27 protein-coding genes and 1 pseudogene are annotated in these 24,297 nt (G+C 65.6%); 13 read left to right on the top strand and 15 right to left on the bottom strand.

Annotation, left to right across the window (positions count from 1 at the left end; genetic code table 11):
• Nucleotides 1–64 precede the first annotated feature (64 nt).
• Nucleotides 65–940, top strand: coding sequence for a LysR family transcriptional regulator (locus tag MNAB215_RS23865; RefSeq protein WP_077080984.1), 876 nt, complete (start codon nt 65–67; stop codon nt 938–940).
• A gap of 159 nt (nt 941–1,099) precedes the next feature.
• Here the strand turns inward: MNAB215_RS23865 and MNAB215_RS23860 are convergent, their stop codons facing one another.
• Nucleotides 1,100–1,699, bottom strand: coding sequence for a TetR/AcrR family transcriptional regulator (locus MNAB215_RS23860; protein ID WP_077080983.1), 600 nt, complete (start codon nt 1,697–1,699; stop codon nt 1,100–1,102).
• Between the two features lie 114 nt (nt 1,700–1,813).
• On the opposite strand from MNAB215_RS23860, the gene MNAB215_RS23855 reads away from it, so the two are divergent.
• Complete coding sequence (locus MNAB215_RS23855) at nt 1,814–3,379, top strand: phytoene desaturase family protein (protein ID WP_077080982.1); 1,566 nt, start codon at nt 1,814–1,816, stop codon at nt 3,377–3,379.
• A 4-nt stretch (nt 3,380–3,383) separates the two neighbouring features.
• Here the strand turns inward: MNAB215_RS23855 and MNAB215_RS23850 are convergent, their stop codons facing one another.
• Genes MNAB215_RS23850 through MNAB215_RS23835 form a run of 4 tightly spaced genes read right to left on the bottom strand, consistent with a single transcriptional unit; the run spans nt 3,384 to nt 5,700 of the window.
• Nucleotides 3,384–3,938: a YbhB/YbcL family Raf kinase inhibitor-like protein gene (locus tag MNAB215_RS23850; protein ID WP_077080981.1), complete on the bottom strand. Its 555-nt coding sequence runs from the start codon at nt 3,936–3,938 to the stop codon at nt 3,384–3,386.
• Between the two features lie 23 nt (nt 3,939–3,961).
• Complete coding sequence (locus MNAB215_RS23845; protein ID WP_077080980.1) at nt 3,962–4,966, bottom strand: zinc-binding dehydrogenase; 1,005 nt, start codon at nt 4,964–4,966, stop codon at nt 3,962–3,964.
• Between the two features lie 3 nt (nt 4,967–4,969).
• Complete coding sequence (locus tag MNAB215_RS23840; RefSeq protein WP_077080979.1) at nt 4,970–5,380, bottom strand: SRPBCC family protein; 411 nt, start codon at nt 5,378–5,380, stop codon at nt 4,970–4,972.
• The gene (locus tag MNAB215_RS23835; RefSeq protein WP_077080978.1) at nt 5,377–5,700 is read right to left on the bottom strand and encodes an ArsR/SmtB family transcription factor; all 324 of its coding nucleotides are present in this window, start codon (nt 5,698–5,700) and stop codon (nt 5,377–5,379) included. Before MNAB215_RS23835 ends, MNAB215_RS23840 begins: the two co-directional genes overlap by 4 nt.
• Before the next feature lie 107 nt (nt 5,701–5,807).
• Between MNAB215_RS23835 and MNAB215_RS23830 the strand changes: the two genes are divergently transcribed.
• The gene (locus MNAB215_RS23830) at nt 5,808–6,530 is read left to right on the top strand and encodes an MBL fold metallo-hydrolase (RefSeq protein WP_077080977.1); all 723 of its coding nucleotides are present in this window, start codon (nt 5,808–5,810) and stop codon (nt 6,528–6,530) included.
• Here the strand turns inward: MNAB215_RS23830 and MNAB215_RS23825 are convergent.
• Nucleotides 6,527–6,934, bottom strand: a complete 408-nt coding sequence (locus MNAB215_RS23825; RefSeq protein WP_077082283.1) for a hypothetical protein — start codon at nt 6,932–6,934, stop codon at nt 6,527–6,529. The genes MNAB215_RS23830 and MNAB215_RS23825 overlap by 4 nt on opposite strands.
• A gap of 245 nt (nt 6,935–7,179) precedes the next feature.
• Between MNAB215_RS23825 and aceA the strand changes: the two genes are divergently transcribed.
• The 3 genes from aceA (at nt 7,180) to MNAB215_RS23805 (ending at nt 11,872) form a co-directional block, all read left to right on the top strand.
• Nucleotides 7,180–9,468, top strand: a complete 2,289-nt coding sequence (gene aceA, locus MNAB215_RS23820; RefSeq protein ID WP_077080976.1) for an isocitrate lyase ICL2 — start codon at nt 7,180–7,182, stop codon at nt 9,466–9,468.
• Nucleotides 9,469–9,811: 343 nt separating this feature from the next.
• Complete coding sequence (locus MNAB215_RS23815) at nt 9,812–10,036, top strand: hypothetical protein (RefSeq protein ID WP_077080975.1); 225 nt, start codon at nt 9,812–9,814, stop codon at nt 10,034–10,036.
• 666 nt (nt 10,037–10,702) lie between these two features.
• Nucleotides 10,703–11,872 carry an LLM class flavin-dependent oxidoreductase gene (locus MNAB215_RS23805; RefSeq protein WP_077080974.1) on the top strand — a complete coding sequence of 390 codons (1,170 nt, stop codon included), beginning with the start codon at nt 10,703–10,705 and terminating at the stop codon, nt 11,870–11,872.
• Nucleotides 11,873–11,945: 73 nt separating this feature from the next.
• Here MNAB215_RS23805 and MNAB215_RS29850 read toward each other — a convergent pair whose 3' ends face one another.
• From MNAB215_RS29850 to MNAB215_RS30720, 4 genes and pseudogenes are all read right to left on the bottom strand, one after another.
• On the bottom strand, nt 11,946–12,092 hold the full coding sequence (locus MNAB215_RS29850) for a hypothetical protein (RefSeq protein WP_165691607.1): 147 nt from the start codon (nt 12,090–12,092) through the stop codon (nt 11,946–11,948).
• 55 nt (nt 12,093–12,147) lie between these two features.
• A pseudogene (locus MNAB215_RS30890) lies at nt 12,148–12,288 on the bottom strand (Mtp family mycobacterial-type pilin); the annotation flags it as partial.
• Between the two features lie 160 nt (nt 12,289–12,448).
• On the bottom strand, nt 12,449–13,117 hold the full coding sequence (locus MNAB215_RS30725) for an aromatic-ring hydroxylase C-terminal domain-containing protein (RefSeq protein WP_342743241.1): 669 nt from the start codon (nt 13,115–13,117) through the stop codon (nt 12,449–12,451).
• Entirely contained in the window at nt 13,118–14,014 is an 897-nt protein-coding gene (locus MNAB215_RS30720) for an FAD-dependent monooxygenase (RefSeq protein WP_342743240.1), read from the bottom strand.
• A 127-nt stretch (nt 14,015–14,141) separates the two neighbouring features.
• On the opposite strand from MNAB215_RS30720, the gene MNAB215_RS23790 reads away from it, so the two are divergent.
• Nucleotides 14,142–14,513, top strand: coding sequence for a hypothetical protein (locus MNAB215_RS23790; RefSeq protein ID WP_077080972.1), 372 nt, complete (start codon nt 14,142–14,144; stop codon nt 14,511–14,513).
• Nucleotides 14,514–14,634: 121 nt separating this feature from the next.
• Here the strand turns inward: MNAB215_RS23790 and MNAB215_RS23785 are convergent, their stop codons facing one another.
• Nucleotides 14,635–15,093 (bottom strand): SRPBCC family protein, encoded by a 459-nt coding sequence (locus tag MNAB215_RS23785; RefSeq protein WP_077080971.1) that lies wholly within the window; start codon nt 15,091–15,093, stop codon nt 14,635–14,637.
• Between the two features lie 309 nt (nt 15,094–15,402).
• On the opposite strand from MNAB215_RS23785, the gene MNAB215_RS23780 reads away from it, so the two are divergent.
• Entirely contained in the window at nt 15,403–16,539 is a 1,137-nt protein-coding gene (locus tag MNAB215_RS23780; protein ID WP_342743257.1) for a serine hydrolase domain-containing protein, read from the top strand.
• Between the two features lie 17 nt (nt 16,540–16,556).
• Here the strand turns inward: MNAB215_RS23780 and MNAB215_RS23775 are convergent, their stop codons facing one another.
• A complete protein-coding gene (locus tag MNAB215_RS23775; RefSeq protein WP_077080970.1) occupies nt 16,557–16,934 on the bottom strand; it encodes a hypothetical protein in 378 nt (125 codons plus the stop codon).
• A 95-nt stretch (nt 16,935–17,029) separates the two neighbouring features.
• Here MNAB215_RS23775 and MNAB215_RS23770 point away from each other — a divergent pair, with 95 nt between their 5' ends.
• Genes MNAB215_RS23770 through MNAB215_RS23760 form a run of 3 tightly spaced genes read left to right on the top strand, consistent with a single transcriptional unit; the run spans nt 17,030 to nt 20,376 of the window.
• Nucleotides 17,030–18,889 carry a fatty acyl-AMP ligase gene (locus tag MNAB215_RS23770; RefSeq protein WP_077080969.1) on the top strand — a complete coding sequence of 620 codons (1,860 nt, stop codon included), beginning with the start codon at nt 17,030–17,032 and terminating at the stop codon, nt 18,887–18,889.
• Between the two features lie 28 nt (nt 18,890–18,917).
• Nucleotides 18,918–19,595, top strand: coding sequence for a hypothetical protein (locus MNAB215_RS23765; protein WP_077080968.1), 678 nt, complete (start codon nt 18,918–18,920; stop codon nt 19,593–19,595).
• Between the two features lie 13 nt (nt 19,596–19,608).
• Nucleotides 19,609–20,376, top strand: coding sequence for a YqjF family protein (locus MNAB215_RS23760; protein ID WP_077080967.1), 768 nt, complete (start codon nt 19,609–19,611; stop codon nt 20,374–20,376).
• 1 nt (nt 20,377) lies between these two features.
• Here MNAB215_RS23760 and MNAB215_RS23755 read toward each other — a convergent pair whose 3' ends face one another.
• Nucleotides 20,378–21,145 carry an SDR family oxidoreductase gene (locus tag MNAB215_RS23755; RefSeq protein WP_077080966.1) on the bottom strand — a complete coding sequence of 256 codons (768 nt, stop codon included), beginning with the start codon at nt 21,143–21,145 and terminating at the stop codon, nt 20,378–20,380.
• A gap of 58 nt (nt 21,146–21,203) precedes the next feature.
• Between MNAB215_RS23755 and MNAB215_RS23750 the strand changes: the two genes are divergently transcribed.
• Nucleotides 21,204–21,680 carry a nuclear transport factor 2 family protein gene (locus MNAB215_RS23750; protein WP_077080965.1) on the top strand — a complete coding sequence of 159 codons (477 nt, stop codon included), beginning with the start codon at nt 21,204–21,206 and terminating at the stop codon, nt 21,678–21,680.
• Nucleotides 21,681–21,861: 181 nt separating this feature from the next.
• On the top strand, nt 21,862–22,344 hold the full coding sequence (locus MNAB215_RS23745; protein ID WP_077082281.1) for a nitroreductase family deazaflavin-dependent oxidoreductase: 483 nt from the start codon (nt 21,862–21,864) through the stop codon (nt 22,342–22,344).
• A 221-nt stretch (nt 22,345–22,565) separates the two neighbouring features.
• Here MNAB215_RS23745 and MNAB215_RS23740 read toward each other — a convergent pair whose 3' ends face one another.
• Nucleotides 22,566–23,300: a DJ-1/PfpI family protein gene (locus tag MNAB215_RS23740; RefSeq protein WP_077080964.1), complete on the bottom strand. Its 735-nt coding sequence runs from the start codon at nt 23,298–23,300 to the stop codon at nt 22,566–22,568.
• A gap of 30 nt (nt 23,301–23,330) precedes the next feature.
• Nucleotides 23,331–24,278, bottom strand: a complete 948-nt coding sequence (locus MNAB215_RS23735; protein WP_077082279.1) for a GlxA family transcriptional regulator — start codon at nt 24,276–24,278, stop codon at nt 23,331–23,333.
• Nucleotides 24,279–24,297: the final 19 nt, after the last annotated feature.

Raw genomic sequence — 24,297 nt, 5'->3', positions numbered from 1 at the left:
CGACGTTAGGTCGGTGAGAACCGCATGTGAAATGCCTGTTATGAGCCATCTATGCTTGTCAGGCATGGGCGAGGCGGCGATTAGCCGAATCGAGTTGCGCCACCTGAGGGCGTTCGAGGCGGTGGCACGCCTGGGGTCATTCACGCAGGCCGCCGACGAACTCACGATCACTCAGCCGGCGTTGAGCCGCACCATCCAGCAATTGGAAGACGCTCTCGGGGCGACGCTTCTCGATCGAAGTTCGCGACATGTTGAGACAACGCAGGCAGGGCGAACTTTCGTTGATTACGTCGAACGCGTTCTCGCCGAACTGGAACGCGGCGTGGCCGCCGTGCGACGCCAGGCAAGTATTCGCCTCGGGTTCAGTTGGTTGTTGCCGGATCCATGGGCGCAGGACACCGTCGCGCGGTTCGAGCGCGCCACCGGCACGACGGTCAGGTTGATCCGCACCGACGATGCGTTGTCCGCCGTGCAGCAGGGAAAGGTCAACGTCGCAGTGGTGCGGGGACAGGTGACGTCAACCGGGGTACGCGTGGTGCACCTGTTCGACGAATCACGGGTGGCGGTGTGTTCCGTTCACTCGCCCCTGGCGCAACGATCGGAGTTGGACTGGGACGAGGTCCCGCGTTGGCCGTTGGTGGTTAACGTCGCCAGCGGTACCACCGGGCCGTGGTCCTGGCCGGCCGATGCAGGCCCGAAAACCGTTGTGGAGACAACGAATTTCGACGAGTGGCTGGAGTCCGTGGCTGCCGACCGCGGTATCGGCGTTATCCCCGACGTCGCGGTCCGGCGCAATATTCACCCCGGTGTGCGGTTCGTCGCGCTGCGCGGAGCCCCACCGAGTCCAGTCGTGTTGGCTTTTCTGCCGCGCGCCCGCAATGCCGAACTGCGCCGTTTCGTCGAGGCGGCCGTGGCGAGCGCGGCAGCGGGCGAAGCTTGATACCGGTTGTGCGCTCAGGGTTTTCGGTGTGCGTTCGCGCCGGATTCTGACGGCGTGTCGTCGCCGACCACGCACACTCGACTGCTCACCGATCGGGGACAACGCGACGAGGACTTGCGCCGAGCTGATGCGGCTGGCCACCCGAACTTCCGCGGCGGATTAGGTCAGCGGCGCCAACCCCGAGCGAACGAGTTCCAGGCTTGCGCTCACCAGCTCACCAAGGTCGTCGGAACAACCGTTGCGGCCCCAATTCTCTACTGCGACAACCAGAGCCGCGGCCAGAGCGGATCCCGCGACCTCGGCGGCCAGGTCGATGTTCGGCATGTCGCGGTTTCGGCTCCTGACAAACTCGGTGAGCACCTGCGCAAACGATGACTGGACCACCCGCAGGTGGCCCGCGATGCGGTCCGCGGTGATCAACTCCGTGCGTGCGATCGCGGCCTGGCGGACGACTTCGATGTCGTGCGGGAAGGCAGCCACACTCGCCAACACCGCATCGAACAGCGGCTCCCACGGCGGACGCTGCGCGAGCGCCTCGGCCAGCCATTCCAGCTGGGTTTCGTAGTCCTGGAACAGCACGGCTTCCTTGGTCGGGAAATGCCGGAAGAAGGTGCGTTCGGTGACGCCCGCCTCCCGAGCCAACTCCGTGACAGTCACATTCACAAAACCCTTGCGGGCGAAGCTGTTTAACGCGGCCTGGCGAAGCGCCTCATGCGTCGAGCGGCGACGCAGCTCGTGGCGGTTGAGCGGGACGGTCATAGCTCGCCGATCGTATCCCAGCCGTTCCAAATCAGTCAGTACCGACATCTTCCTATTATGTCAGTACTGACATATTCTTGTCACGCCCACAACGTGAGAGGACGGGCCGGAACTATGAGCACAACGGACTACGACGCGATCGTGGTCGGTGCCGGACACAACGGACTGACCGCCGCCGCGATTCTGCAACGCGCCGGGCTGCGCACCGTGTGCCTGGAAGCGAACACGTACGCCGGAGGGATGGCGGCAACGGTCGAACTGATCGACGGCTTCCGATACGAGATCGCGGGCTCCGTCCAGTTCCCCACGGCCAGCGAGATCACCAAGGATCTCGGGCTCGACACGCTGCCCACGGTGGAACCCGAGGTGATGTCGATCAACATCGGCGAACACGGCGAAGAGCCGATGGTCTTCTACCGCGACCCGATGCAGCTGATGGCACACCTCGGCGAGAAGCACGGCTTCGAGGCCGTTACCGGCATGGCCGAACTGATCGGGTGGAGCCAGGGACCCGCCCGGGCGCTGGGCCGATTCGACGTACGCAAGCCTCCCAAGACCCTGGACGAGATGTACGCCTGCGCAACGAATGACGCTGAACGACGGGCGATTCACGAGATGTTGTTCGGGTCGGCGATGGACGTGATCGACCGCTACCTTCCCGAGAAGGACAAGCACGCGGTGATGCGCGGGATGCTCGCGTTTCTGGCCGTCAACTCCACGTACCGCGGGCCCTACACACCAGGTAGCGCCACCTGTCTTGCGTTCGCGCTGGCCGTGCCCGATGACAGCACCGCGATGATGACCAAGCTCAAAGGCGGCATCGGCGCGCTGACCGAGCATCTGCGTGGGCTGTTCATCTCCCACGGCGGCGAGCTGCGATTCCGCACCAAGGTTGAGCAGATTCTGGTCGAGCGCGGGTCGGTGACCGGTGTGCGGCTTCGTGACGGGTCGACACTGAGCGCGCCGATCGTCGTGTCCAACCTGTCGCCAGACGTCACGCTCAACGACCTGGTCGCACCCGAACATGTCCCGGTAGAACTTGTTTCGCGCGTGTCGGACCGAGACCATCGTGCGTCCTTCGTGCAGCTCCACTTCGCCCTGGACGGGCTACCGGAATTCGCGCCCCCCTACGAGTTCTTGAACGAGGAGGGAATGCAACAGTCGGTCGGGATCTTCGGCTCGCCGGAGGAGCAGCAACTGCAGTGGGAGACCTGCCGGCGCGGCATCGTCCCGGACAACCCCTCGATGGGCATGCAGATCCCTTCGGTGCACGATCCGGGCATGGCGCCGCCCGGCAAGCACGCCGCCAGCGCCTACGCGTACGCCTTCCCGGTCGAGGTGGACCGCGACCAGCATGGGCATCTGAAAAATGAGATGGCGCAACGTGTTATCGACAAGATCACCAGGTTTGCACCGAATTTCAAGGACATCGTGATCCGCCACATCACGTTTGCGCCGTACCACATGAACACCATGTTCGGCGCACCCTCCGGCGACTTCTGTCACGGTCTGCTCCACCCGGACCTGATGGGCCCGAATCGACCCGGACCGAAGGGGTTTCTCGACTTCCCGATACCGATCGACGGCCTCTACCTCGGTGGCGCCGGATGCCACGGAGGCCCGGGTATTACCTTCACGCCCGGCTATAACGCGGCATACCAGATTCTGGATGACCGCTAGCCGGTCAGCCCCCGAACGTTCCCACCAGTTGAGCCTGAGCGGTGGCAGCGCCGGCAATTGTCTGCGCCGCTTGTACACCGGCCAGTCCGCCGGGGAGCTGGTAGTCGTTGGGAAGCTGGTAGAGCGTGAAGCGGTAGTGGTGCGTTCCGCTGCCCTCGGGCGGGCACGGCCCCTTGTACGCCGGCTGGCCCGACGTGTTCGGGAGTGCGGTTGCGCCGGCGGGGGATTGACCGCGCCCGGCGCTACCGGAACCTGGTGCGATTCCGATGACGATCCAATGGACGTACAGGCCGTTGACGGCGTCGGGGTCGTCGACAACCAGCGCCGCCCCTAACGGCGCGGACCACGCCAGCGGCGGCGACACGTCCGCGCCCTTGCAGGTGAAATCGGTTGGTATCGGTGCGTTATTGGCGAACGCGGGACTGCTGATCGTCAGCGGCCCGGTGCCCGGTGCTGCCCTGGTCGTGCCGGCGCCGACGCCGGCCAACGCCAGTGCCAGTGCCAGTCCGGCAATCACCAACCCGGCTCCGTGCAGTGTGCTCGCCCCGCGTATTGCCATACGACATTGTCGCTCCCCTCGCGTTAGGGCACCAGCACGACCTTGCCGATGTTCTCCCGCGCCGCGAGGATCCGGTGCGCGGTGGGCGCGTCGTCGAACGGCACGGCTGCGTGGACGACGGGGGAGACGGTGCCGTCGTGCAGTGCAGTGGTCAGCGGGCTGATCCAGGGTTCGAGGGTGCCGCGGTCGTCCCACAGTCGCAACATGTTCAGGCCGATCACGGCTTTGGAGTCCTGCAGCAGGGCCATCGAGTTGAAGCCACGCAGCATCGACAGCGCCTGCGGTGCCGCGCGGCGAAGTGAGCGCTTCTCACCTTGCTGCATGGCCGAAACCCCATAGCCAACAAGCCTTCCGCCCGGGCGCAGCAGCGCATACGAGCGCCGCAGCGACGTTCCACCCAGGGCGTCGAGGACCACGTCATACGGGTCGAGGCCCTTCCACCACCCGTCGCGGCGGTAATCGATCGCGCGGTCCACACCGAGCTCGACAAGCTTGGCGTGTTTGCCCGGCGACGCCGTGCCGTGCACCTGTGCTCCCGCGGCCTTGGCGAATTGAATGGCCGCGATGCCGACCCCGCCGGCCGCGGCGTGGATCAGCACCCGCTCGCCGGCGCGCAGCGATCCGTAGCCGTGCAATGCCGCCCATGCGGTGGCGTAATTGACTGGTACTGCGGCGCCCTGTTCGAAGCTCAATGCATCGGGAAGCGCCACGCTGTCGCTGGCGGCGACGTTGACGATCTCGGCGTAGCCACCGAAACGTGTTCCGGCCAAGACCCTTTCACCGACCAGGCCCGGGTCGACGCCGTCGCCGACCGCATCGACGGTGCCGGAGACTTCGTACCCCACCACCGCCGGAAGTTTCGGCGCGTCCGGGTAGAGCCCGACGCGGGCCAGATGATCGGAGAAGTTCACCCCGGCTGCGCGTACCGCGACCCGCAGCTGACCCGGGCCCGGCGGGGGTGGGTCCGGGCGCTGCTGTACCTGCAAGACCGACGGGTCGCCATGCTTGGTAATGACAACTGCGCGCATCGACTACTCCTGCCCGGCGGCGTCGGCAAGGCGGGGCAGAACGACGTCACGCCAACCCGGTCCCATGCGATCGAACGCGTCGGCCATCCGCGCGTCATCGAGGTTAAAGCCGCTGTGTTCCAGGAACACTCGAGTGCCTGCGCCTTCCGGCTCGAGGCGCCAGCTCAACGTCCATGCCGGGGTGAAGGTGTAGACGAAGCGGTGCGGCGGATCGACCTCGAGCACCTTGCAGGATTGCTTGCCGTAACCCGGCATGTCGAGGGTGAATTGGTGGCCAACCACCGCGGCCACCTCACCCTCGGCCCACCAGAGTCGCATCAGCTCGGGTTCGGTCAACAACCGCCACACCTTGTCCGGAGGCGCCGCCACGAATTGGTCTACCCGGATCGTGGCCGGTGTTGAGGTCTCGGTCATTGCAGCTCCTCTGCTGCCTCGGCGAGCACGGCCAGCCGCCCCCGCCAGAACCTCTCGAACGGATGCAACCAGTCGTTGAGCTCAGCCAACGGTTCGGCGGTCAGACGATAGATGCGATGACGGCCTTGCGGCTCGTCGGCCACCAGCCCGGCCTCGCGCAGCACCTTGAGGTGTTCGGCCACCGCGGGGCGACTGAGTTCGAACCGCTCGCTGAGTTCCCCCGCGGAAAGTTGCTGCCGGGCGAGGATTTCCAATAATTCCCGTCGCACCGGGTTCGCCAGGGCGAGAAAGATGCGATCGGGCGTCGCCACGACACGCAATATACGTCGGGAATTTCCGACACGTCAATGCCGAGCGCCCAGGCGTCTCCCACAAACCGCACGAAGGGCACTTTTTCGACGGCAGTCGTCAGGCTACGTTGCACTGTGTGCATTTCACGTGGGAGCGGCTGACCCGCAGTGTGTACCGGTGCCGGCTGCCGTTCTGCGATGTGACAATCGGACTGATCCGGGGCGCGACCGGAGCGCTGTTGGTCGATAGCGGCACCACGCTTGCCGAAGCGGCCGCGATCGCCGCCGATGTCGCCGAGCTTGCGCAATGTCAGGTCACTTGTATCGTGTTGACACACAAGCACTTCGACCATGTTCTCGGTTCCTCGTTGTTCGCCGGCGCCGAGGTCTACTGCGCACCCGACGTCATCGAATACCTGTCCTCGGCAACCGCGCAGATTCGCGACGACGCGGTGCGCCACGGGGCGAACGCCGCGGAGATCGATCGCGCGATCGCGGCGCTGCGCCGGCCACAGCACGCGATCTACGACGCGATGATCGATCTCGGTGACCGCAGCGTGACGATCGCGCATCTGGGTCGTGGCCACACCGGCTCGGATCTGGTGGTGATAGTGCCGCCCGCTGATGACGAGGACGGCCGGGTCGTGGTGTTCACCGGAGACCTCGTCGAGGAGTCGGCCGACCCGGCGCTCGACGCCGATTCCGACGTGGCGGCCTGGCCGGCAACCCTGGATCGGGTGCTCGCGGCGGGCGGAACGGACGCCATCTACGTCCCGGGGCACGGCAAGGTCGTCGACGCCGAGTTTGTCCGCCGCCAGCGGGATTGGTTGAGCCGCAAGGCGGGCTCAGCGCCCGGCTAGGCGTGGCCCGCGGTGGCAGCGGCAATCAGGGCATCCGGGTCGGTCACGCTGACCCACAACGAGCGCAGCTTCACCGACCTCCCCACCGCTTTGGCCCGGGCCGGCGGCTCGATGGTCAAGGCCACCAGGCCCTTGGTCGAGCCATTGACCAGCCAGCGACCGCGGGAGTAATGCACACCCCAGGCGAAAGCCCGCTCTGTCGGAACTTCCGCTCTGGTGATCGACGCAAGGGGTATGCGGGCATCGAACGCCCAGCCCATCTTCACGTGCAGGGTCCCGTCAGCGACCCGCAGCTCACTGTTCTTCGGCCCGAGTCCGATGGGAACGGACAACGGGAGATACCACCGCTCGAAGCGTAAATCTGTCACGGCAATGACCGTACCCAGCTGTTTGCTGGCGTGCATGGCTTCCATAGGCTTCATTGGTCTCCCCGGTTTGCTGACGCCGCGTGTGTGGCGACGAGGGAGGGGCGGGCCGTGCGCTCGGTATCGCCCCGGTCATGACACGGCCGTCGTCCGGCCACCGAAAACCGGTGCGATTCAACGCTTCGGCTCGACCCGGTAATCACCCGGTTGACGGGTGATTGAATGCCCGGATACAGGGATAGACTCCTACCCACCGGTAACCTGCCGAACAGGAGTGTAAAAGCATGGCCATCATCGACGCGGACACCGAAGTCCCCGCACCGTTCGAACAAGATGTCGCAGCCACGCAGCGATACATGGACGACCCACGCTTTGCCGGGATCATCCGGCTTTACACGGCCCGCCAGGTGGTAGAACAACGCGGCACCATCCCGACCGACTACACGGTCGCCCGCGAGGCAGCCGCCGCTTTCTACCCGCGCCTGCGCGAGCTGTTCGCGCAGAAGAAGAGCATCACCACATTCGGCCCGTACTCGCCGGGACAGGCGGTGAGCATGAAGCGGATGGGCATCGAGGGGATCTACCTGGGTGGTTGGGCAACCTCCGCCAAAGGTTCGACCACCGAAGACCCGGGACCCGACCTGGCCAGCTACCCGCTAAGCCAGGTGCCCGAAGACGCCGCGGTGCTGGTGCGAGCCCTGCTCACCGCCGACCGCAACCAGGAGTACCAGCGGTTGCAGATGAACGAGCAGCAGCGCGCCGGCGCCAAGCAATACGACTACCGGCCGTTCATCATCGCCGACGCCGACACGGGCCACGGCGGTGATCCGCACGTGCGCAACCTCATCCGGCGTTTCGTCGAGGTCGGCGTCCCCGGCTACCACATCGAGGATCAGCGCCCCGGCACCAAGAAATGTGGCCACCAGGGCGGCAAGGTGTTGGTGCCGTCGGACGAACAGATCAAGCGCCTCAACGCCGCGCGCTTCCAACTCGACGTCATGCGGGTGCCGGGCATCATCGTTGCCCGCACCGACGCCGAGGCGGCCAACCTGATCGACAGCAACTCCGACGAACGCGACCAGGCTTTCCTGCTGGGCGCGACCAACCTGGACATTCCTTCCTACAAGGGCTGCTTCCTCGCGCTGCTGCGGCGCTTCCACGAGCTGGGCGTCAAGGATCTGAACGGTCACCTGCTGTATGCCCTGGCCGACGGCGAGTACGGCATCGCCAATGCCTGGCTGGAGCGCCAAGGCATCCTGGGCCTGGTTTCCGAAGCCGTCAACACCTGGCGGGAGGACGGGCAGAAGTCCATCGACGATCTCTTCGACCAGGTCGAGTCTCGGTTCATCGCGGCCTGGGAGGACGACGCCGGGCTGATGACCTACAGCGATGCGGTGGCGGAAGTGCTGTCGTTCGGCGAAAGCGAAGACGAGCCGGCGAGCATGAGCCCCGACGAGTGGCGCCAATTCGCCGCCCGGACATCGCACTACGCGGCGCGGGCGAAGGCAAGGGAGCTGGGCGCCGCCCCGGACTGGAGCCCCGAGCTGGCACGGACCCCCGAGGGCTACTACCAGGTTCGCGGCGGCATTCCGTACGCGATCGCCAAGTCGCTGGCGGCGGCGCCGTTCGCCGACATCCTCTGGATGGAGACAAAGACCGCCGATCTCGCCGACGCCCGGGAGTTCGCCGAGGCGATCCACGCCGAGTTCCCTGACCAGATGCTGGCGTACAACCTGTCGCCGTCATTCAACTGGGACACCACCGGCATGACCGACGAGGAGATGAAGCAGTTCCCCGTTGAGCTCGGCAAGATGGGCTTCGTCTTCAACTTCATCACCTACGGCGGGCACCAGATCGACGGCGTCGCGGCCGAGGAATTCGCCACCTCGCTGCAGCAAGACGGCATGCTGGCGCTGGCGCGGTTGCAGCGCAAGATGCGCCTGGTCGAGTCGCCCTACCGGACGCCGCAGACGCTGGTCGGCGGCCCGCGCAGCGACGCCGCCCTGGCCGCCTCGTCGGGCCGCACCGCGACCACCAAGGCGATGGGCAAGGGTTCGACCCAGAGCCAGCACCTGGTGCAGACCGAGGTGCCGAAGAAGCTCCTGGAGGAGTGGCTCACTCTATGGAGCGAGCACTACCAGCTGGGGGAGAAGCTTCGCGTGACGCTGCGGCCTCGACGCGCGGGTTCGGACGTGCTCGAACTCGGGATTCTCGGTGAGGACGGCGAACAGCTGGCCAACGTGATCGTCGATCCGATCAAGGACCGGCACGGCCGCAGCATCCTGCAGGTGCGCGACCAGAACACCTTCGCCGAGAAGCTGCGCCAGAAGCGGCTGATGACCCTGATACACCTCTGGCTGGTGAACCGCTTCAAGGCCGACGCGGTGTACTACGTGACACCGACCGAGGACAACCTGTATCAGACCGAGAAGATGAAGTCCCACGGCATCTTCAGCGAGGTCTATCCGGAGGTTGGCGAGATCATCGTCGCCGAGGTGAACAAGCCGCGCATCGCCGAGCTGCTCAAGTCCGACCGGGTAGCGCTGCGCAAGTTGATCACCAAGGAAAGCTAGACAGCACCGCCAAGCGGTTCGCCAAACTGTTTGGCCAGCAACATATCTCGCGCACGCGTGCCGCCTGCCGAGGTACAGCGCGTCCCCATTTGCCTTGCGATGCCGGTCGCTCGAGTTTGCTCCATCCCGCACCGGTGCTACCTCGATCCTGCGCATCCGCGTTGGCCTAGTCGGTAATGGTGCGCGGCGCAGCCGCAAGAGCAGGGAGAACCCGGGCCCCAACCGTGAAAGTCATCACGCTTCGTATGCCAACAATATTTTGTGTGCCTGCAATAGTTGCAGTGGTGTATGATTTAGCTAGTCACAAACTTTCACCGGATGTAGCAACCGAGAGGACGAAACGATGAAGTCTCTAAACAAGCTGACGATCACGACCTTCGGCGGAGCAACCGCGCTCGCCTTTGCCGTCGGATTCGGCGGCATCGCCGCCATGCCCGTCGACACCACACCCGCTCCGCCGGCCCACACTTCCTCGAACGCGGCAGCGGCTCCGACCACGGCGGGAAGCACCAACGCCGCCGTTCACCAGGCCACTCTCGTCGGCTGCATCTCCGGCCTCGACTGCTAGGCGGTCAGGGACCTCACCGATGGCCCATCTCGACTCCGAGACGGGCCATCGGTCTTTTTGTGGGACATCGGATTCGGTGCGGTTTGGCAAGCGACTGAGCGGGTATGAAGCAGGGGCCGCGGGTGAGCGCGCACACGACGTAGTGGAGGGCGGGAGTCTGATGAGGTCTGCAGCGAGGACGACGTTTGCGCTTTTCGGTGCGGCGGTAATGCTGTTTTTCGCCGTGGGATGCGGCAGCAGCGGTAAAGGCCCGAGCGGCAGCACCACGCCCACCACCACGTCGACAACAACCTCCAGTGTCGCGCCGTCCCCCACCGGTGGTGGCGGCCCCGGCGGGGGTGGCGGCAGCGTCCCGGGTGGGTCCCCGGTGGCCCGACCGGCGGGGGCGGACCGGGCGGTGGCAGCGGCAGCATCCCAGGTATCGGCGGAGGCGGCGGCGGGCCCGGCGGTGGCGGCGGCTGCATCGGCAACGTCTGCGGCGGCAACTAATTCGCTGTTTCGTCGACGCCTCGTAACGCACGGCACAACCACGCTTTGCTCCCTAGCCGATGGGGCCATGTCGATCTGGCCCCATCGGCTGAGCAATTTCTGGTGACCCTCGAACTGGCCAAGTCCTCACCGCGTTGAGTTATTGTTCTCCCCAACGCGACTGCAAAGGGACCTTCAATGGCGAAGCTCAGGTTCGGGTATTTCATCGCTCCATTCCACCGCGCGGGCACCAACCCGACACTCGCCCTGCAGCGCGACCTGGAATTCGTCCAGCACCTCGACGCCCTGGGCTTCGACGAGGCCTGGATCGGCGAACATCACTCGGCGGGAAGCGAACTCATCGCCTCACCGGAGATCTTCATCGCCGCAGCCGCCGAGCGGACCAAGTGGATCAAGCTCTGCACGGGCGTCATCTCGCTGGCCTACCACAACCCGCTCTGGGTCGCCGACCGTTTGATGATGCTCGATCACCTGACCCACGGCCGGGTGATCGGCGGCGTCGGACCCGGCTCGCTGCCTACCGACTCCTCGATGATCGGCCTGACGCCCACCGACACCCGTGAGTTGCTGGAGACCAACCTCGACATCGTGGTACGGCTGCTGGCGGGGGAGACCGTGAGCGCCAAGACCCCGACGCACGAGCTGCACAACGCCAAGCTGCAACTCTCCCCGTACTCCGACGGGGGTGTCCCGCTGGCGGTGGCGGCCGTCGCCTCGCCGACGGGCGCGCGGCTGGCCGGCAAGCACGGCATCGGCCTGCTGTCCATCGGGGCGACGCTGATCCTGGAAGGCTTCAATGCGCTGCAGTACCACTGGGACATCGTCGAAGAGCGCGCGGCGGCGTTCGGCACCACGGTCGATCGCAAGAACTGGAGCCTGGTCGGCCCGTTCCATGTCGCCGAAACAGACAAGCAAGCCCGCGAAGACGTGAAGTTCGGCCTCGAGCCCTGGTTCCGCTACTTCCAGAAGGTGGCGGCGTTCCCACAGATGACCATGCCGGGCGAGCAGATCGACGAGATGATCGACGTCATCAACGAGAACGGTGCGGGTGTGATCGGCACGCCCGAGCGGGCGCGGGCGCAGGTGCAGCGGATGTGGGATCAATCCGGCGGGTTCGGCTGCATGCTGCAGATGGGCCATGAGTGGGCCAATCCCGCGGCAACCAAGCGGTCCGCCGAATTGTTCGCCGCCGAAGTGATGCCGCATTTCCAGGGTCAGGCGCAGCCCACGCTGGATGCCGCCGCGCGCGCCAGCGACGCCCGGGAGGGCCTCGCGGAGTCGCAGAATCAGGCGGTCGAGTACATGACCAAGAAGTATCAGGACGAAGTCGGATCTAAGCCCGTCTGATCTGGTGCTTCACCGAGAGTCCGCGTCAACACGGCTGCGCCCTGCCGAAACCTCGTCGGCAGGGCGCACCTACTCAAATCAACTCTGTCAGTTGGTGACTACAGCGATCAGCGATGACCGCCATGATCACCGGGACCACCTGGCCCATCAAATCCACCATGATCGCCAGGACCACCATGATCGCCATGGTCGCCATATCCGCCATGATCGCCAGGACCACCGGAATGCCCGTAATAGGGGTTGGGTCCGTAGCCGCGCCAGTTGTCGTGGCAACCCCCGCCATCCCAATTGTTGCCCCAGCCCGGGTCCCAAAAATCACCCGGGCACCACTGCGGGAAGGGCCCTGGCTGGGCTTGAGCATCAGCTGCAACGCCCAGCCCCGCCAGCCCCAAGCCAGCGGCCAATGCGAAAGTCATTGCCGCCAAACGTAAATTATTTTTAACCACGCTAATTAAATACCCGAACGGGCCGATTCCAATCTTGTAGACGCCAGCGTTTCTTTTTTGCGTGACGTTTGCGCTGCTCAGAACGCTGGAGGCGAATTAACCGTTGTGCAGGATTACCAAGAAAATGGCTCTAAATAGCTGTTTGCACTCCGAACCACCGCGCGAGCGCTCCTCGCAATTCGGCGATTTCGGGCTTGGCCGCCGATGACGCCCATGCCACATAACCGTCTGGGCGCACCAGCAGCGCCGTCGCCGCGACCTCGCCGTTCGGGCGACCGGCAGCGACGGTCAGCCGGTCGGCGACGTCGGCCAGCGCCGCCGCGACCTCGCCGCGCTTGGTGAGATCGAGCAGCAGCGGCCGCCCGGTGCGGGCAAGCTCCGCGACCCGCCGGGTGCCGTCGGCGTTTTCCACCGCGAAGTCGGGCACCCAGTGCCCGGCCAACGGATGGGGATCGGGGCCGGTGAGGTAGCGGTTTTCGGCGCCGGATATCAGGTCGGTGAGGCGGCGAACCGTGTCGGGCGCGGTGAGCAGTTCCGACAACAATTCGCGCAGCGCCGTGACTTCAGGGCCGGGCCGCACCAACGCCAGCTGGGCCCGGCTGTGCATGATGACCCGCTCGGCCGCGGGCCGGCGCTCCGCTTCGTAGGTGGCCAGCAGAGCCGGCTCGACGCGTCCGCTGACGACGGCCGCCAGCTTCCAGCCGAGGTTCACCGCGTCTTGCAAACCCAGGTTGAGGCCCGGGCCGCCCATCGGGGAGTGCACGTGCGCGGCGTCGCCGACCAGGATGACGCGGCCCACCTAATATCGCGAGGCGATCCTCGAGTTGATCCCGGAGAAGCGGCGCAGATCCTTTGGCGCGTCCGGCAATACGGGCCGCAGCGGCATGTCGACGCCCAGCACGCGTTTGGCGCTGGCCTCGAGTTCGGCCAGGCTCATGGACGGCTCGTCGACATGATCGTCGCGAGGTTCTTCACGCGCCGCCGTGTCCAGCTCGAACACGAGCACCGCTGCGCGGTCCCCGAGTGCGCCGAAGGCGAAGACGCCTTGATCGCCCCGATGGAACTTCAACGGCGGCACCCGGCCAAAGCCGGGTATGTCCAACCCCGCGCTGACCGGGCCGAGCCATTCGTCGGGGGGCACGACGTCTAATGCCATCCGGACTACCGTGTCGTACGACGACATGCCGGGGAAATCGATCCCGGCCAGCTTGCGGGTCGGGCTGGTGCCGCCGTCGGCGCCGACCAGGTAATTGGTCCTCAGCTGATAGGCACCGTCGGGTCCCGTGATGTGTACCGTGACGCCGTCCGCGTCCTGATCGAAACCTGCGAGCGTGTGGCCCCAGCGGATGTCGACGTCGTATTCGCCGGCCCGATCCGCAAGCGCCTGCACAAGCCTGGGCTGCTGAACGGGCAGCAGGAACAGCTGCGGATTCGGCACCACCGCAAGGTCAAGCGGAAAGGCCGCGAACATCGCGCGTGGATTGACTTGCGGCTGCTCCGATGTGCCGGCGATCTGACCGTACAAACCACGATGGTCGAGGATCCGAACACCTTGCCCGATAACACCGTTGGCGCGCCGTAGCGGATTTGGCCCCGGCATCGGATCCAGCACCACCGGCCTGATTCCGGCCAGTCCCAATTCGCCGGCCAGCATCAGCCCGTTGGGACCAGCTCCCGCGATGACCACGTCATACACTTAGCCAAGCTTAATAGTCTGCCGGTGGACCCGACAAGAGTGAGTCCCTGATGACAGCGGGTGATTTCATAACCGTGGGCCAGGCAATCCCCAGGTGATCGCTAGCGACGGGGCGCAAACCTGATGTATGACCCCTCAACTCCGCGCAGCCCGCCGTCCGCAATTGCGCATCCTGCAACTCATTTTCGCCGCGGCAGCGGCCATCGCGATGCTCGTGTTCTTCAACGCGGCGCGCCCAGATACAACTGGCGGATCGGTGCGCCTGACCGACGTGTCGATTGCTTCGCTGGTGCCCCAGACTCCGCCGGGCCTGATCGGCAGCGGTGGGTGGGCGGCCGACGACGGTAGCGACCAAGCTCAGCTGCAGCAACAGCTCGCGCAACAGGAGATGCAGCAGGCCGAACAACAGGCCGAAGAGCAGAACGAAGCCGCCCAGCAGCAGGCCCTACAAGACGAGTTACAGGGTCAGCAAGTCCAGGAACAGGCCGGCAATCCGTAATCGCTGGTTCTGGCGGTCACGTGGTGCGGCCGTAATGCACCGTGTGAAACAGCTTGTCAGCCAAGCCAATAACGGCAGCAGGCCGCGGTACAGTGAAACCCGTTGCGCGACAGGCCAATCGTCAGCTGGACTCGCGTTCGGCCGTCTTCACCAGCTTGTCCGCAAACAACCGGACCGCGCCGCCCAACGCCGCTCGCATGAACGGGCCGGTGCCGCGCACACCCTCATTGAACGATCCGGCCCAGTGGATGTCGGTGCCACCCGCCGCGTTCGGCGTGAACACCACCTCGGAGACGTAGTCCTTGGCCGGCGATTGGGGCCCGATCAGCTTGTAGACGTGCCGGCGATCCTGCTCGTACTCGACGGTCTCTTCCTGCACCAGGAACGGCCACATGCCAATCTTGCGAACAGCGCCGACGCCTGCCGGCGCGGGATTGCCCTGCCGCGCCCAACTCGATTGAATGACCAATGGTTTGGCCCAGTCCGACCAGTTGGCGCCGTCGGTCACGAGCCTGAACAAAGTGGCCGCGGGCGCGCTACTGGTCCGGTTGATCTCGAACGAAAATTTCCGACCCGACATGCTCAACTCCCCACACCGTAGGAATGGCCCTCAACGGAACTGCGCGTACCCTACCGCGCAGGCTGACGGGCCGTCCGGCCGGTCGCGGCCCCGAGTTCGGATTTTCCGACAAAAGGACCCTGGGCGCGCGAATGCGGCACACTTCTGCCGCGTCACAGGCATACTCTCCGTGTGCGTGGGACGGCTATTACCGACCGAGGCCTGACATCGTATTTGCGGGAACGGACGCGGATGTCGGGGATGATTTCCAGCCAATTCTGAGGGGTCATGAAAGAATCTGGCGGACACATTGTTTCGTGTTCGTCTGTGGTGTTCAAAGGACATGGTGAGTTGCGGCGACGACGGTGGGGCGCTTTGTTCGCGATCGTGCTCGCACTCGGCGGGTGCAATAGACCAGCGGCTACGCCCGCCTCGGACCCGCCGGCGAACACAACGAACAGCAGTGTCGCAGCGGACAAAATCACGACGTTGAGGGCCAACAGTCAGCGCGTGCTGGACGACGCGGTCAAGGCTGGTGGGCCGGGCTGCTCGGCGGCGGTAGGGTCCCAGGGCAACGTGGTTTGGGCTGGCGTGCGTGGCCTGGCCGACCTGGTGACCGCCGAGGAGATCACCACCGAAACCGTTTTCGACATCGGCTCGGTGTCCAAGCAGTTCACCGCCACCGCCATCCTGCTGCTTGCCCAGGCCGGGAAGCTGACTCTGGGCGACCCCCTCTCCAAATACGTGTCCGGGTTCCCGGGCTGGGCCGCCACGGTCTCTATCGCCCAATTGATGCACCAAACCAGCGGCATTCCCGATTACGTCGACATACTCATCGATCACGGGATCCAGGTCACCGAGCGCGCCACCGAGGACCAGGCCCTGCAGGCGCTGGCGGCAGTTCCGCAGCTGAATTCCAAACCGGGCGAGCGATTCGCCTACTCCAACTCCAACTATGTGCTGCTCGGCGAAATCGTCCATCGGGTGTCCGGAACGCCACTGCCACAGTTCCTCAGCGACAACATCTTTCGCCCGCTCGATCTGGCCATGGTGATGGATCCGGTCGGCCAGATTCCGCATAAGGCAGTCTCGTATAACGGCGGTAGCGAGGGATACCACGCGGCAAGCTCCGCTTGGGAGCAGGTCGGCGACGGCGCCATCCAGACCACACCCAGCCAACTGGTTCAATGGGCGGACAACTATCGCACCGGTCGCGTCGGCGGTCCCAAGCTGCTCGAGGCGCAGCTTGCGGGGGCGGTAGAAATCGGACCGGGCATTCCCGTCCACTACGGCGCCGGTATCTACATCAGGCCGGACGGCTCGCTCGACCACGACGGTGCTTGGCTCGGATTCGTCGCGGCGTTTCGCGTCAGCAAGGACCGACTGACGTCGGTAGCGGTGAGCTGCAACACCGACGACCAGGTCGCAGAGGCGCTAGCCGAGTCGATAGCGAAAGTCTGGATGTAGCCGGCCAAGGCCCAATGTCAGACGAATTCGACGACGATCAGCCACACCAGTGCCACGGCCACGCCCAGCAGTCCAATCACAATGGCCGCGCGGACAAGTCGCGTTTGACGGTGGAACCAGTGCTGCATCTGCGAGAAGCGCCAGTCGGTCCACGCGTATGCGCGCGCGGCCCAATCGGCTTCGACCGCCAACAGGCGGAGGGCGACCAGTAGCGCGGGGATCCCTAACTCGGGGAGCGCCACGATCATTGGGACCGACACGACCAGCAGCACGACTCCGACCACGGCCAGGGCCAGCCGAATCGGCATCGCCCTGGCCCGCCCGCGCTCGCGGTAAACCAGCACCCGGGCCAGCGCATCGTCGCGGCTCTCGACGTCATGCTCACCAGCGTTCACGGATGCTCCTTGACGCCGACGCGATGATTCCGCTCGGACTCTAGTGGACGGCGCAAACCGAGGGGCGGTAATGCCCGGGACCTAGACTGGCGCCTATGGATTACGGCTCCCGACAGGACTCCGCGGCTCCAAAAGGCCTGCTACTGATCGAGGATTGCCTGGATGCCACCGGCAATATCGCCTTGCCGCCGGGCACCACGCTGATATCTCTCATTCAGCGCAACGTGGCGAATGTCGGCGACGCGACGGCGTACCGCTACCTGGAGCACGCCCGCTCTGAGGGGCATGTCCTGGAAGTGACCTGGGCCCAACTCGGCGTCCGGTTACAAGCCATCGGCGCGCGAGTGCAGAAGTTCGCCGGCGATGGCGACCGGGTGGCGATCCTCGCGCCTCAGGGCATCGACTACGTCGCCGGCTTCTACGCGGCGATCAAGGCCGGGACCATCGCCGTCCCGTTGTTCGCGCCGGAACTGCCGGGTCACGCCGAACGACTAGAGACGGCGCTTCTCGATTCCGAGCCCACCGCCGTTCTCACCACCGCGGCCGCGAAGGACTCGGTCGAGAGCTTTCTCGACGGCGTCCCCCGGTTGCGACGGCCGCACGTCGTCGTCATCGATCAGATACCCGACTCCGAGGGCGAGCGATTCGCCCCCGTCGAGTTGGGCGTCGATCAGGTTTCTCACCTGCAGTACACCTCGGGCGCGACCCGGCCTCCGGCCGGTGTGGAGATCACCCACCGGGCCGTCGGCACCAACCTGGTGCAGATGATTCTGTCGATCGACCTGCTGAACCGAAACACCCACGGCGTCAGCTGGTTACCGCTGTATCACGACATGGGCCTGTCGATGATCGGCTTTCCGGCCGTCTACGGCGGACATTCCACCCTGATGTCACCGACCGCGTTTGTCCGCCGGCCCCAGCGGTGGATTCAGGCGCTGGCCGCCGGGTCTCGAGAAGGGCGAGTGGTCACCGCCGCACCGAACTTCGCGTACGAATGGACCGCACAGCGCGGCCTGCCCGCGCCCGGTGACGACGTCGACCTGAGCAACGTCGTGCTGATCATCGGTTCCGAGCCGGTCAGCATCGACGCGATGACGGCCTTCAACAAGGCGTTCGCGCCCTACGGGTTGCCGCGTACCGCGTTCAAACCGTCCTACGGGATCGCCGAGGCGACCCTGATGATCGCCACCATCGACCACGACGCCGTGGCCAGCGTTGCGTACTTCGACCGAGAACAATTGAGCGCCGGTCACGCGGTGCGCGTCGCCGCGGGTGCGCCCAACGCGGTCGCGCACGTATCGTGCGGGCGGATTGCTCGCAGCCTGTCGGCAGTGATCGTCGACCCGGATACCGGCGCCGAACTCGCCGATGGCGCGATCGGCGAGGTGTGGTTGCAGGGTGACAACGTCGGCCGGGGCTACTGGGGACGGCCCGAAGAAACCCGGCTGACGTTCGGCGCCACGCTGCGATCGCGGCTCCGGGAAGGTAGTCACGCCGAGGGCTCGAAGCCCGACCGAACCTGGTTGCGGACCGGCGATTTGGCGACGTATCTCGACGGGGAGCTCTACATCGCCGGCCGGATCGCGGATCTGATAGTCATCGACGATCGTCACTACTATCCGCAGGACATCGAGGCCACCGCCGCGGAGGCGACGCCGATGGTGCGGCGCGGATACGTCACGGCGTTCGCGGTACCGGCCGACGAAGCGTCGGCTGACGCCGCTGCCGGGAGCCCGCGTCTGGTGATCATCGCCGAACGTGCGGCGGGCACCAGTCGCGACGATCCGCAGCCGGCGATCGAGGCGATCCGGGCCGCGGTGCCGCATCGACACGGCCTGACGGTGTTCGACGTGCGTTTTCTGCCTGCCGGGGCAATCCCGCGCACTACCAGCGGCAAGCTGGCCCGCGTGGCCTGCCGCGCCCAGTACCTGGGTGGCGCGTTCGGCGCGCCTTAGTCGGCCGCCGAACTGGCATCCTGGCCATGTGGGTGTGGTGATCCGGCTATTGGAGCTTCTGATCGTGATCCTGCCGCTGGCGGGCGCGGCCATCGCGGTGATGCGCGCGTTCGGCGCCAACAGGCGCCAGGTCCAGCACGCCGACGACGATCGGGCGCGAACGCCGGAGTCGGTGACCGAGCTTCCGGGCGACTCCGAGCACAATCAGGCCGCGCAGTGGCGGTCGCTGAGACGCGTCATCGCTGAGCACAACCGGACCGACGAACGATGGCTCGACTACGAACTCGACTTCGCCAAACTGCTCGACTTCCCGCTCATGACCGACATGCGTGATCCGCTCACGGTCGACTTCCACAAAGCCAAGCTTCGCGCCGACCTTTTGCGCCCCATCAAAGCCGAAGACCTGCTCGACGACCGCGACGCCGCCGAACGATATCTGGCCGCGGTTGCCGACTACGTCACCGCATTCGACATCGCCGAGACCGAGGCGACGCGACGGCGGCGCAGCGACTTCTCCCGGACCGACCAACAGCGGATCGCGCGGGCCCAGAGCCTGTTGCGGGTGGCGTCGGACTCCGCGGCCGCACCGCAGGAACGGCAGAGCGCCTACGACCTGGCCGGTAAAGAACTACGTGGCCTCATCGTGTTGCCGTCCGCGACGCAGGCCAGCATCGAGCGGGGAATGTCCGGTCAGATCGAGGGATAAGGGCGTACCGCGGATGTCGACACCCGATCTGCCGGCCGAACCGAGTCCCGGCGCGGACCTCACGGAATTTCCGGTCACCGCGCCGCCGCTGCCCGGCCCGGTTACCGTCGATCAACGCTGGAGCGATCTGACGTTCCTGCACTGGCCGGTGCGGTCGGAGACGGTCGCGGACCTGTACCCGCCCGGAACCCGTCCGGACGTCTTCGCCGACGGGATGACCTACGTCGGGTTGGTGCCGTTCGTCATGACCAGCACCAAAGTTGGCTCCGCGCTGCCACTTCCATACTTTGGCAGCTTCCTGGAGACCAACGTCCGGCTGTACTCCATCGATGACGCCGGCCGGCACGGCGTTTTGTTCCGGTCGTTGGAGACGGCCCGCCTGGCCGTGGTGCCCGTCGTCCGCCTCGGCCTCGGCGTGCCCTACACCTGGGCGAGGATGCGACTGATCCGCCACGGTGACCACATCACGTATGACAGCATGCGCCGGTGGCCGCGGCGGGGCCTGCGCAGCCTGTTGACGATCGCGGTGCGCGAGGCGGTTGAACCGACCCCGCTGGAGGTCTGGCTGACCGCTCGATGGGGCGCGCACACGCGTAAGGCCGGCCGGACGTGGTGGGTGCCCAATGAGCACGGCCCGTGGCCCTTGCGGGCCGCGAGTGTCGCCGAGTTCAGCGACGAGCTGATCGGTGCCGGCGCGGTGCGGCCCGCCGGCGATCGACTGCGCGCTCTCTATTCACCCGGTGTGCGAACTCGTTTCGGCCGCCCCTGCATCGTCCGTTGAATCACGGGCAGCTGTATCCGCCGTCGATCACCACATCGGATCCGGTCATGTAGCTCGACGCCTCGCTGGCCAGGAACAGGTAGAGGCCGGTGAGTTCGTCGGGCCGGCCGATGCGGCCCAGAGGAATCTTGGGCTCCCACAGCCGGTGGTAGTCGGCATAGGGCTCGACGAGTTCGGTGAGGATGTAGCCGGGGCTGACGCTGTTGACCCGGATCCGGTGCGGCGCGAGCTCGACGGCCATGGCCTTGGTCAGGTGGATGACCGACGCCTTCGAGGCGCAGTAGTGGCTGACCTGCTGCGGGGTGTTGATGATGTGGCCGGACATCGATGCGGTGTTGATGATGACGCCGCCGTTACCCTGGTCGACCATCGCCCGTGCCGCGGCCTGGGCGGTGAGGAATACGCCTGTCACATTGGTGTTTTGGATTTTCTGGAATTCGTCCACCGACATGTCCAGCATCGGCGTGACCGAGATGATCCCGGCGTTGCAGACGGCGATGTCAATGCCGCCCAATTCCGCGATCACCTGGTCCAGCATGGCGGTCACCTGGTCTTGCTGGGTCACGTCGCAGCGCACCGGCACGACCCGGCCACCGGCGGAGCGGAGTTCGTTCGCGACCTCGTCCAACACCTCGGAATGCCGCGCGGCGATGGCTACCTGAGCACCGGCCTGTAGGTAGGCCTCAGCCACTTTTTTGCCGATGCCGCTGGACGCCCCAGTGACCAGAGCCGTCTTGCCGCGCAAGTCAAACAAGTCCAAGACACTCATTCGATATCCCCATCCAGACGAGTCACGCATAACCGAAACACGTTCTAGTGTGTCCGTCATGGGCAAATTCACCAGGGCCGAAATTGAGCAAGCCGTCGCGCACTACACCACCGTCGCGGAAGGGTGCAGCTCGTCGGGCGACTGGCGCCCTTTTGCCGATCTGTTCACCGAAGACGTCGTCTATACCGAGCACCACTACGGCGTATTCCACGGGCGCGAGGCGGTGCGCGACTGGATCGTCGCGGTCATGGCCCCATTTCCGCACATGCGTTTCCCTAGCGACTGGATTGCCTACGATGACGACAATGACGCTGTCGTCATCATGATCAAGAATCTGCTGGACCACCCGACCGACCCCAACGGTGAGCCATTCTGGTTCCCGAACTGGACCCGCCTCGTGTACGCGGGTGACGGGCTCTTCTCCAGCGAGGAAGACATTTACAACCCGAACCGGGATGCGCCCGGTGTGGTGGGTGCGTGGCTGCAGGCGGGCGGTCAGCTGGAGTCGACGGAGATCCTGCAGGCAGGCGCCTAGCCCGAAGCGCCGACCCGGTGCGCGCCTTGGCACTTTCGGCCGCTCCGTCCCAAATAAACCTGTGGGGCGATAGTATCCCTGTGCAATAATGTTGCTTACCTACTGTGCCGTTTTTGTTCGGTGTGCCGATAGCCGGGATCACTGCACACGGGCGAAGGATCTCGCTGGAAGGTAGCCAATGATGAAGGTTGTCAAGACGATTCAGCCACCGGCCGGATTCACCCGATTCGTTCTCCGGATTCCTATCTACCTCTATCGACTCAAGCTTGGGTGGCTGTTCGGAAGACGGCTTCTGCTGCTCAACCACACCGGATGCGTCTCCGGCAAGCCCCGACAGACCGTCCTCGAAGTTGCCGAACGTGACGGCGACGGCTATGTCGTCGCGTCAGGGTGGGGATCCACCGCCGCGTGGTACCGCAACGTCCGCCATGCGCCCGACGTCACCATCCAGGTGGGCACGCGAACGGTACCGGTTACGGCCGTGCCGCTCGACCCAGAGGAGGGAGGACAAGTCTTCGTACGGTACGGGTCACGGCATCGCGCGGCGGCCAGGTACGCGCTTCCGCACCTACTGGGATTCGCAGTTGACGGGTCAGACGCAGACTTCCGCGCGGTTGGACAGCGCTTGCCCTTCGTCCGGTTCGTCCCTCGAGCAGAATTCTAAGATCCTCGGCCTGCTTGAACCCTACTGAGCCCCAGCGAATGCCAGGGCCTCTTTGAGAAATGAGGACCAGCTCTCTGGTCGGGAAGATCCGATGGCGGCCCATTCGCGAAAGGGCCGACCCGACGGAGCGAAGGGCTCGGCGTCACCGCCCTGAAGGAGTTCTTTGACCCTGCGTTCGGGCAGCTTGACAACGAGGGCGCTGGTGCGGCGCCTCAGCCTGATCACCCCACCAACAACCACTTTCGTCGCCGTGACCGGACCGCCGTGAGCGCCTGCTCCCAGGCCAGCATCGTGGTGGCCTTCAGGTTCGCCGGCTTGGCGCTGTCCTTCGAAAGCAGCGCGGTCGCAGCGGCTTTCGTGGTCGCGGAGGCCTTCGACATGTGGCCGGAGTCGAACGGCGGGTGCGGGTCGTATTCGATCGCGAGCTGGATCGCCTTCGCCCGGCCCTCGCCGCCGATCTCGCCGGCCAGCCACAGCGCTAGGTCAAGCCCGGCGGACACGCCCGCGCTGGTGACGATGTCGCCTTGACACACGATCCGCTCGTCGGCCACCGGGACGGCGCCGAATCCTTGCAACAACGGGATGGCCAGCCAGTGCGACGTCGCGCGCCTGCCCTCGAGCAGGCCGGCGGCGGCCAGGATCACCGAGCCCGAACACACCGACGTCGTCCAGCGGGCGGTGCGATGTGCATGACGCAACCAGTCCAGCAGCGCATCGTCGCGTGCGTGCACCGGGGTCGACGGGCCGCCCGGCACGAGAATCACGTCGGGCGAAGGTGTTTCGGCAAGTGAATGCGTCGCGCCGATCACCAGCACACCGGAATCGGCGGTGACCGGTCCGGCTTCATGCCACACGAACCGCACCTCGGCGTCCGGCAGGTTGCGCAGCACCTCGTACGGCCCGATCATGTCCAGCGCAGTTAATCCGGGGTAGGCCACAAACGCGATCTGGGTCATCGGTGTCGTCCCTTTCTGGTTAGGCTTCAACTAAGCAAAGGCCTTGCGATATTGGTCTGGCGAAATACCGACTCGGCGAATGAAGTTGCGCCGCATGGTTTCTGCCGTGCCGAAACCGCAGCGCGCGGCAATCGCGACAACGGTGTCGTCGGTCTCCTCCAACTGGCGGCGCGCGGCTTCGGTGCGGATGCGTTCCACATAATGGCCGGGCGCCTCACCGACCTCGTCGGTGAATACGCGGGTGAAATGCCGCGGACTCATCGTCGCCCGGCGGGCCAGCTCGCCGATGCTGTGCACGCCGCCCGGTTCGGACTCGATGGCCTCCTGCACCTCGCGGATGCAGATGCGTTTGGCGCGGGGCACCCACACCGGGGCCGCGAACTGGGTCTGCCCGCCGGGGCGGCGCAGATGCAGCACCAGCCACCGGGCGACGGTTTGGGCGACCTCGGTGCCGTGGTCGTCTTCGACGAGCGACAGCGCGAGGTCAATGCCCGCGGTGACGCCCGCGGCCGTCCATATCGTGTCCGAGCTGCGGACGAAGATGGGATCGGGATCGACGTCGATGGCCGGGAACTCGCGGGCCAACCGATCGGCAAAGGCCCAGTGCGTGGTCACCCGGCACCCGTCGAGCAGCCCGGCCTCGGCCGCGAGGAAGGCGCCGGTGCAGACGGTGACAAAGCGGCGTGCCGTGCGGGCGACGGTTTTGATCCAGACGATCAGGTCGGGGTTCGACCGTGCGTCATCGACGGCGCCGCCGGGCAACACGACGGTGTCGATGCCGTCGCGGGGATCCGGCAGTGGCGCCGCAAGAAACGCCAGACCGGTCGGGGTGGCAACCGGACTCCCGTCGATCGACCCGACGACCACGTCGTATCCGCCGTCGGTCAGCAGCGATGCGCCGGTGAACACGTCGTGCGGCCCCACCACATCAAGTGCCTGCACGCCGGGAAAGCCGACGATGACCACCTTGCGAGCCATGGATCCAGTGTTGGCCAAG

This window comes from Mycobacterium numidiamassiliense (assembly GCF_900157365.1).
GTDB classification, from domain to species: domain Bacteria; phylum Actinomycetota; class Actinomycetes; order Mycobacteriales; family Mycobacteriaceae; genus Mycobacterium; species Mycobacterium numidiamassiliense.
The sequence above is the reverse complement of the archived record's forward strand: the minus strand, read 5'-3'. Positions and strand labels throughout refer to the sequence as shown.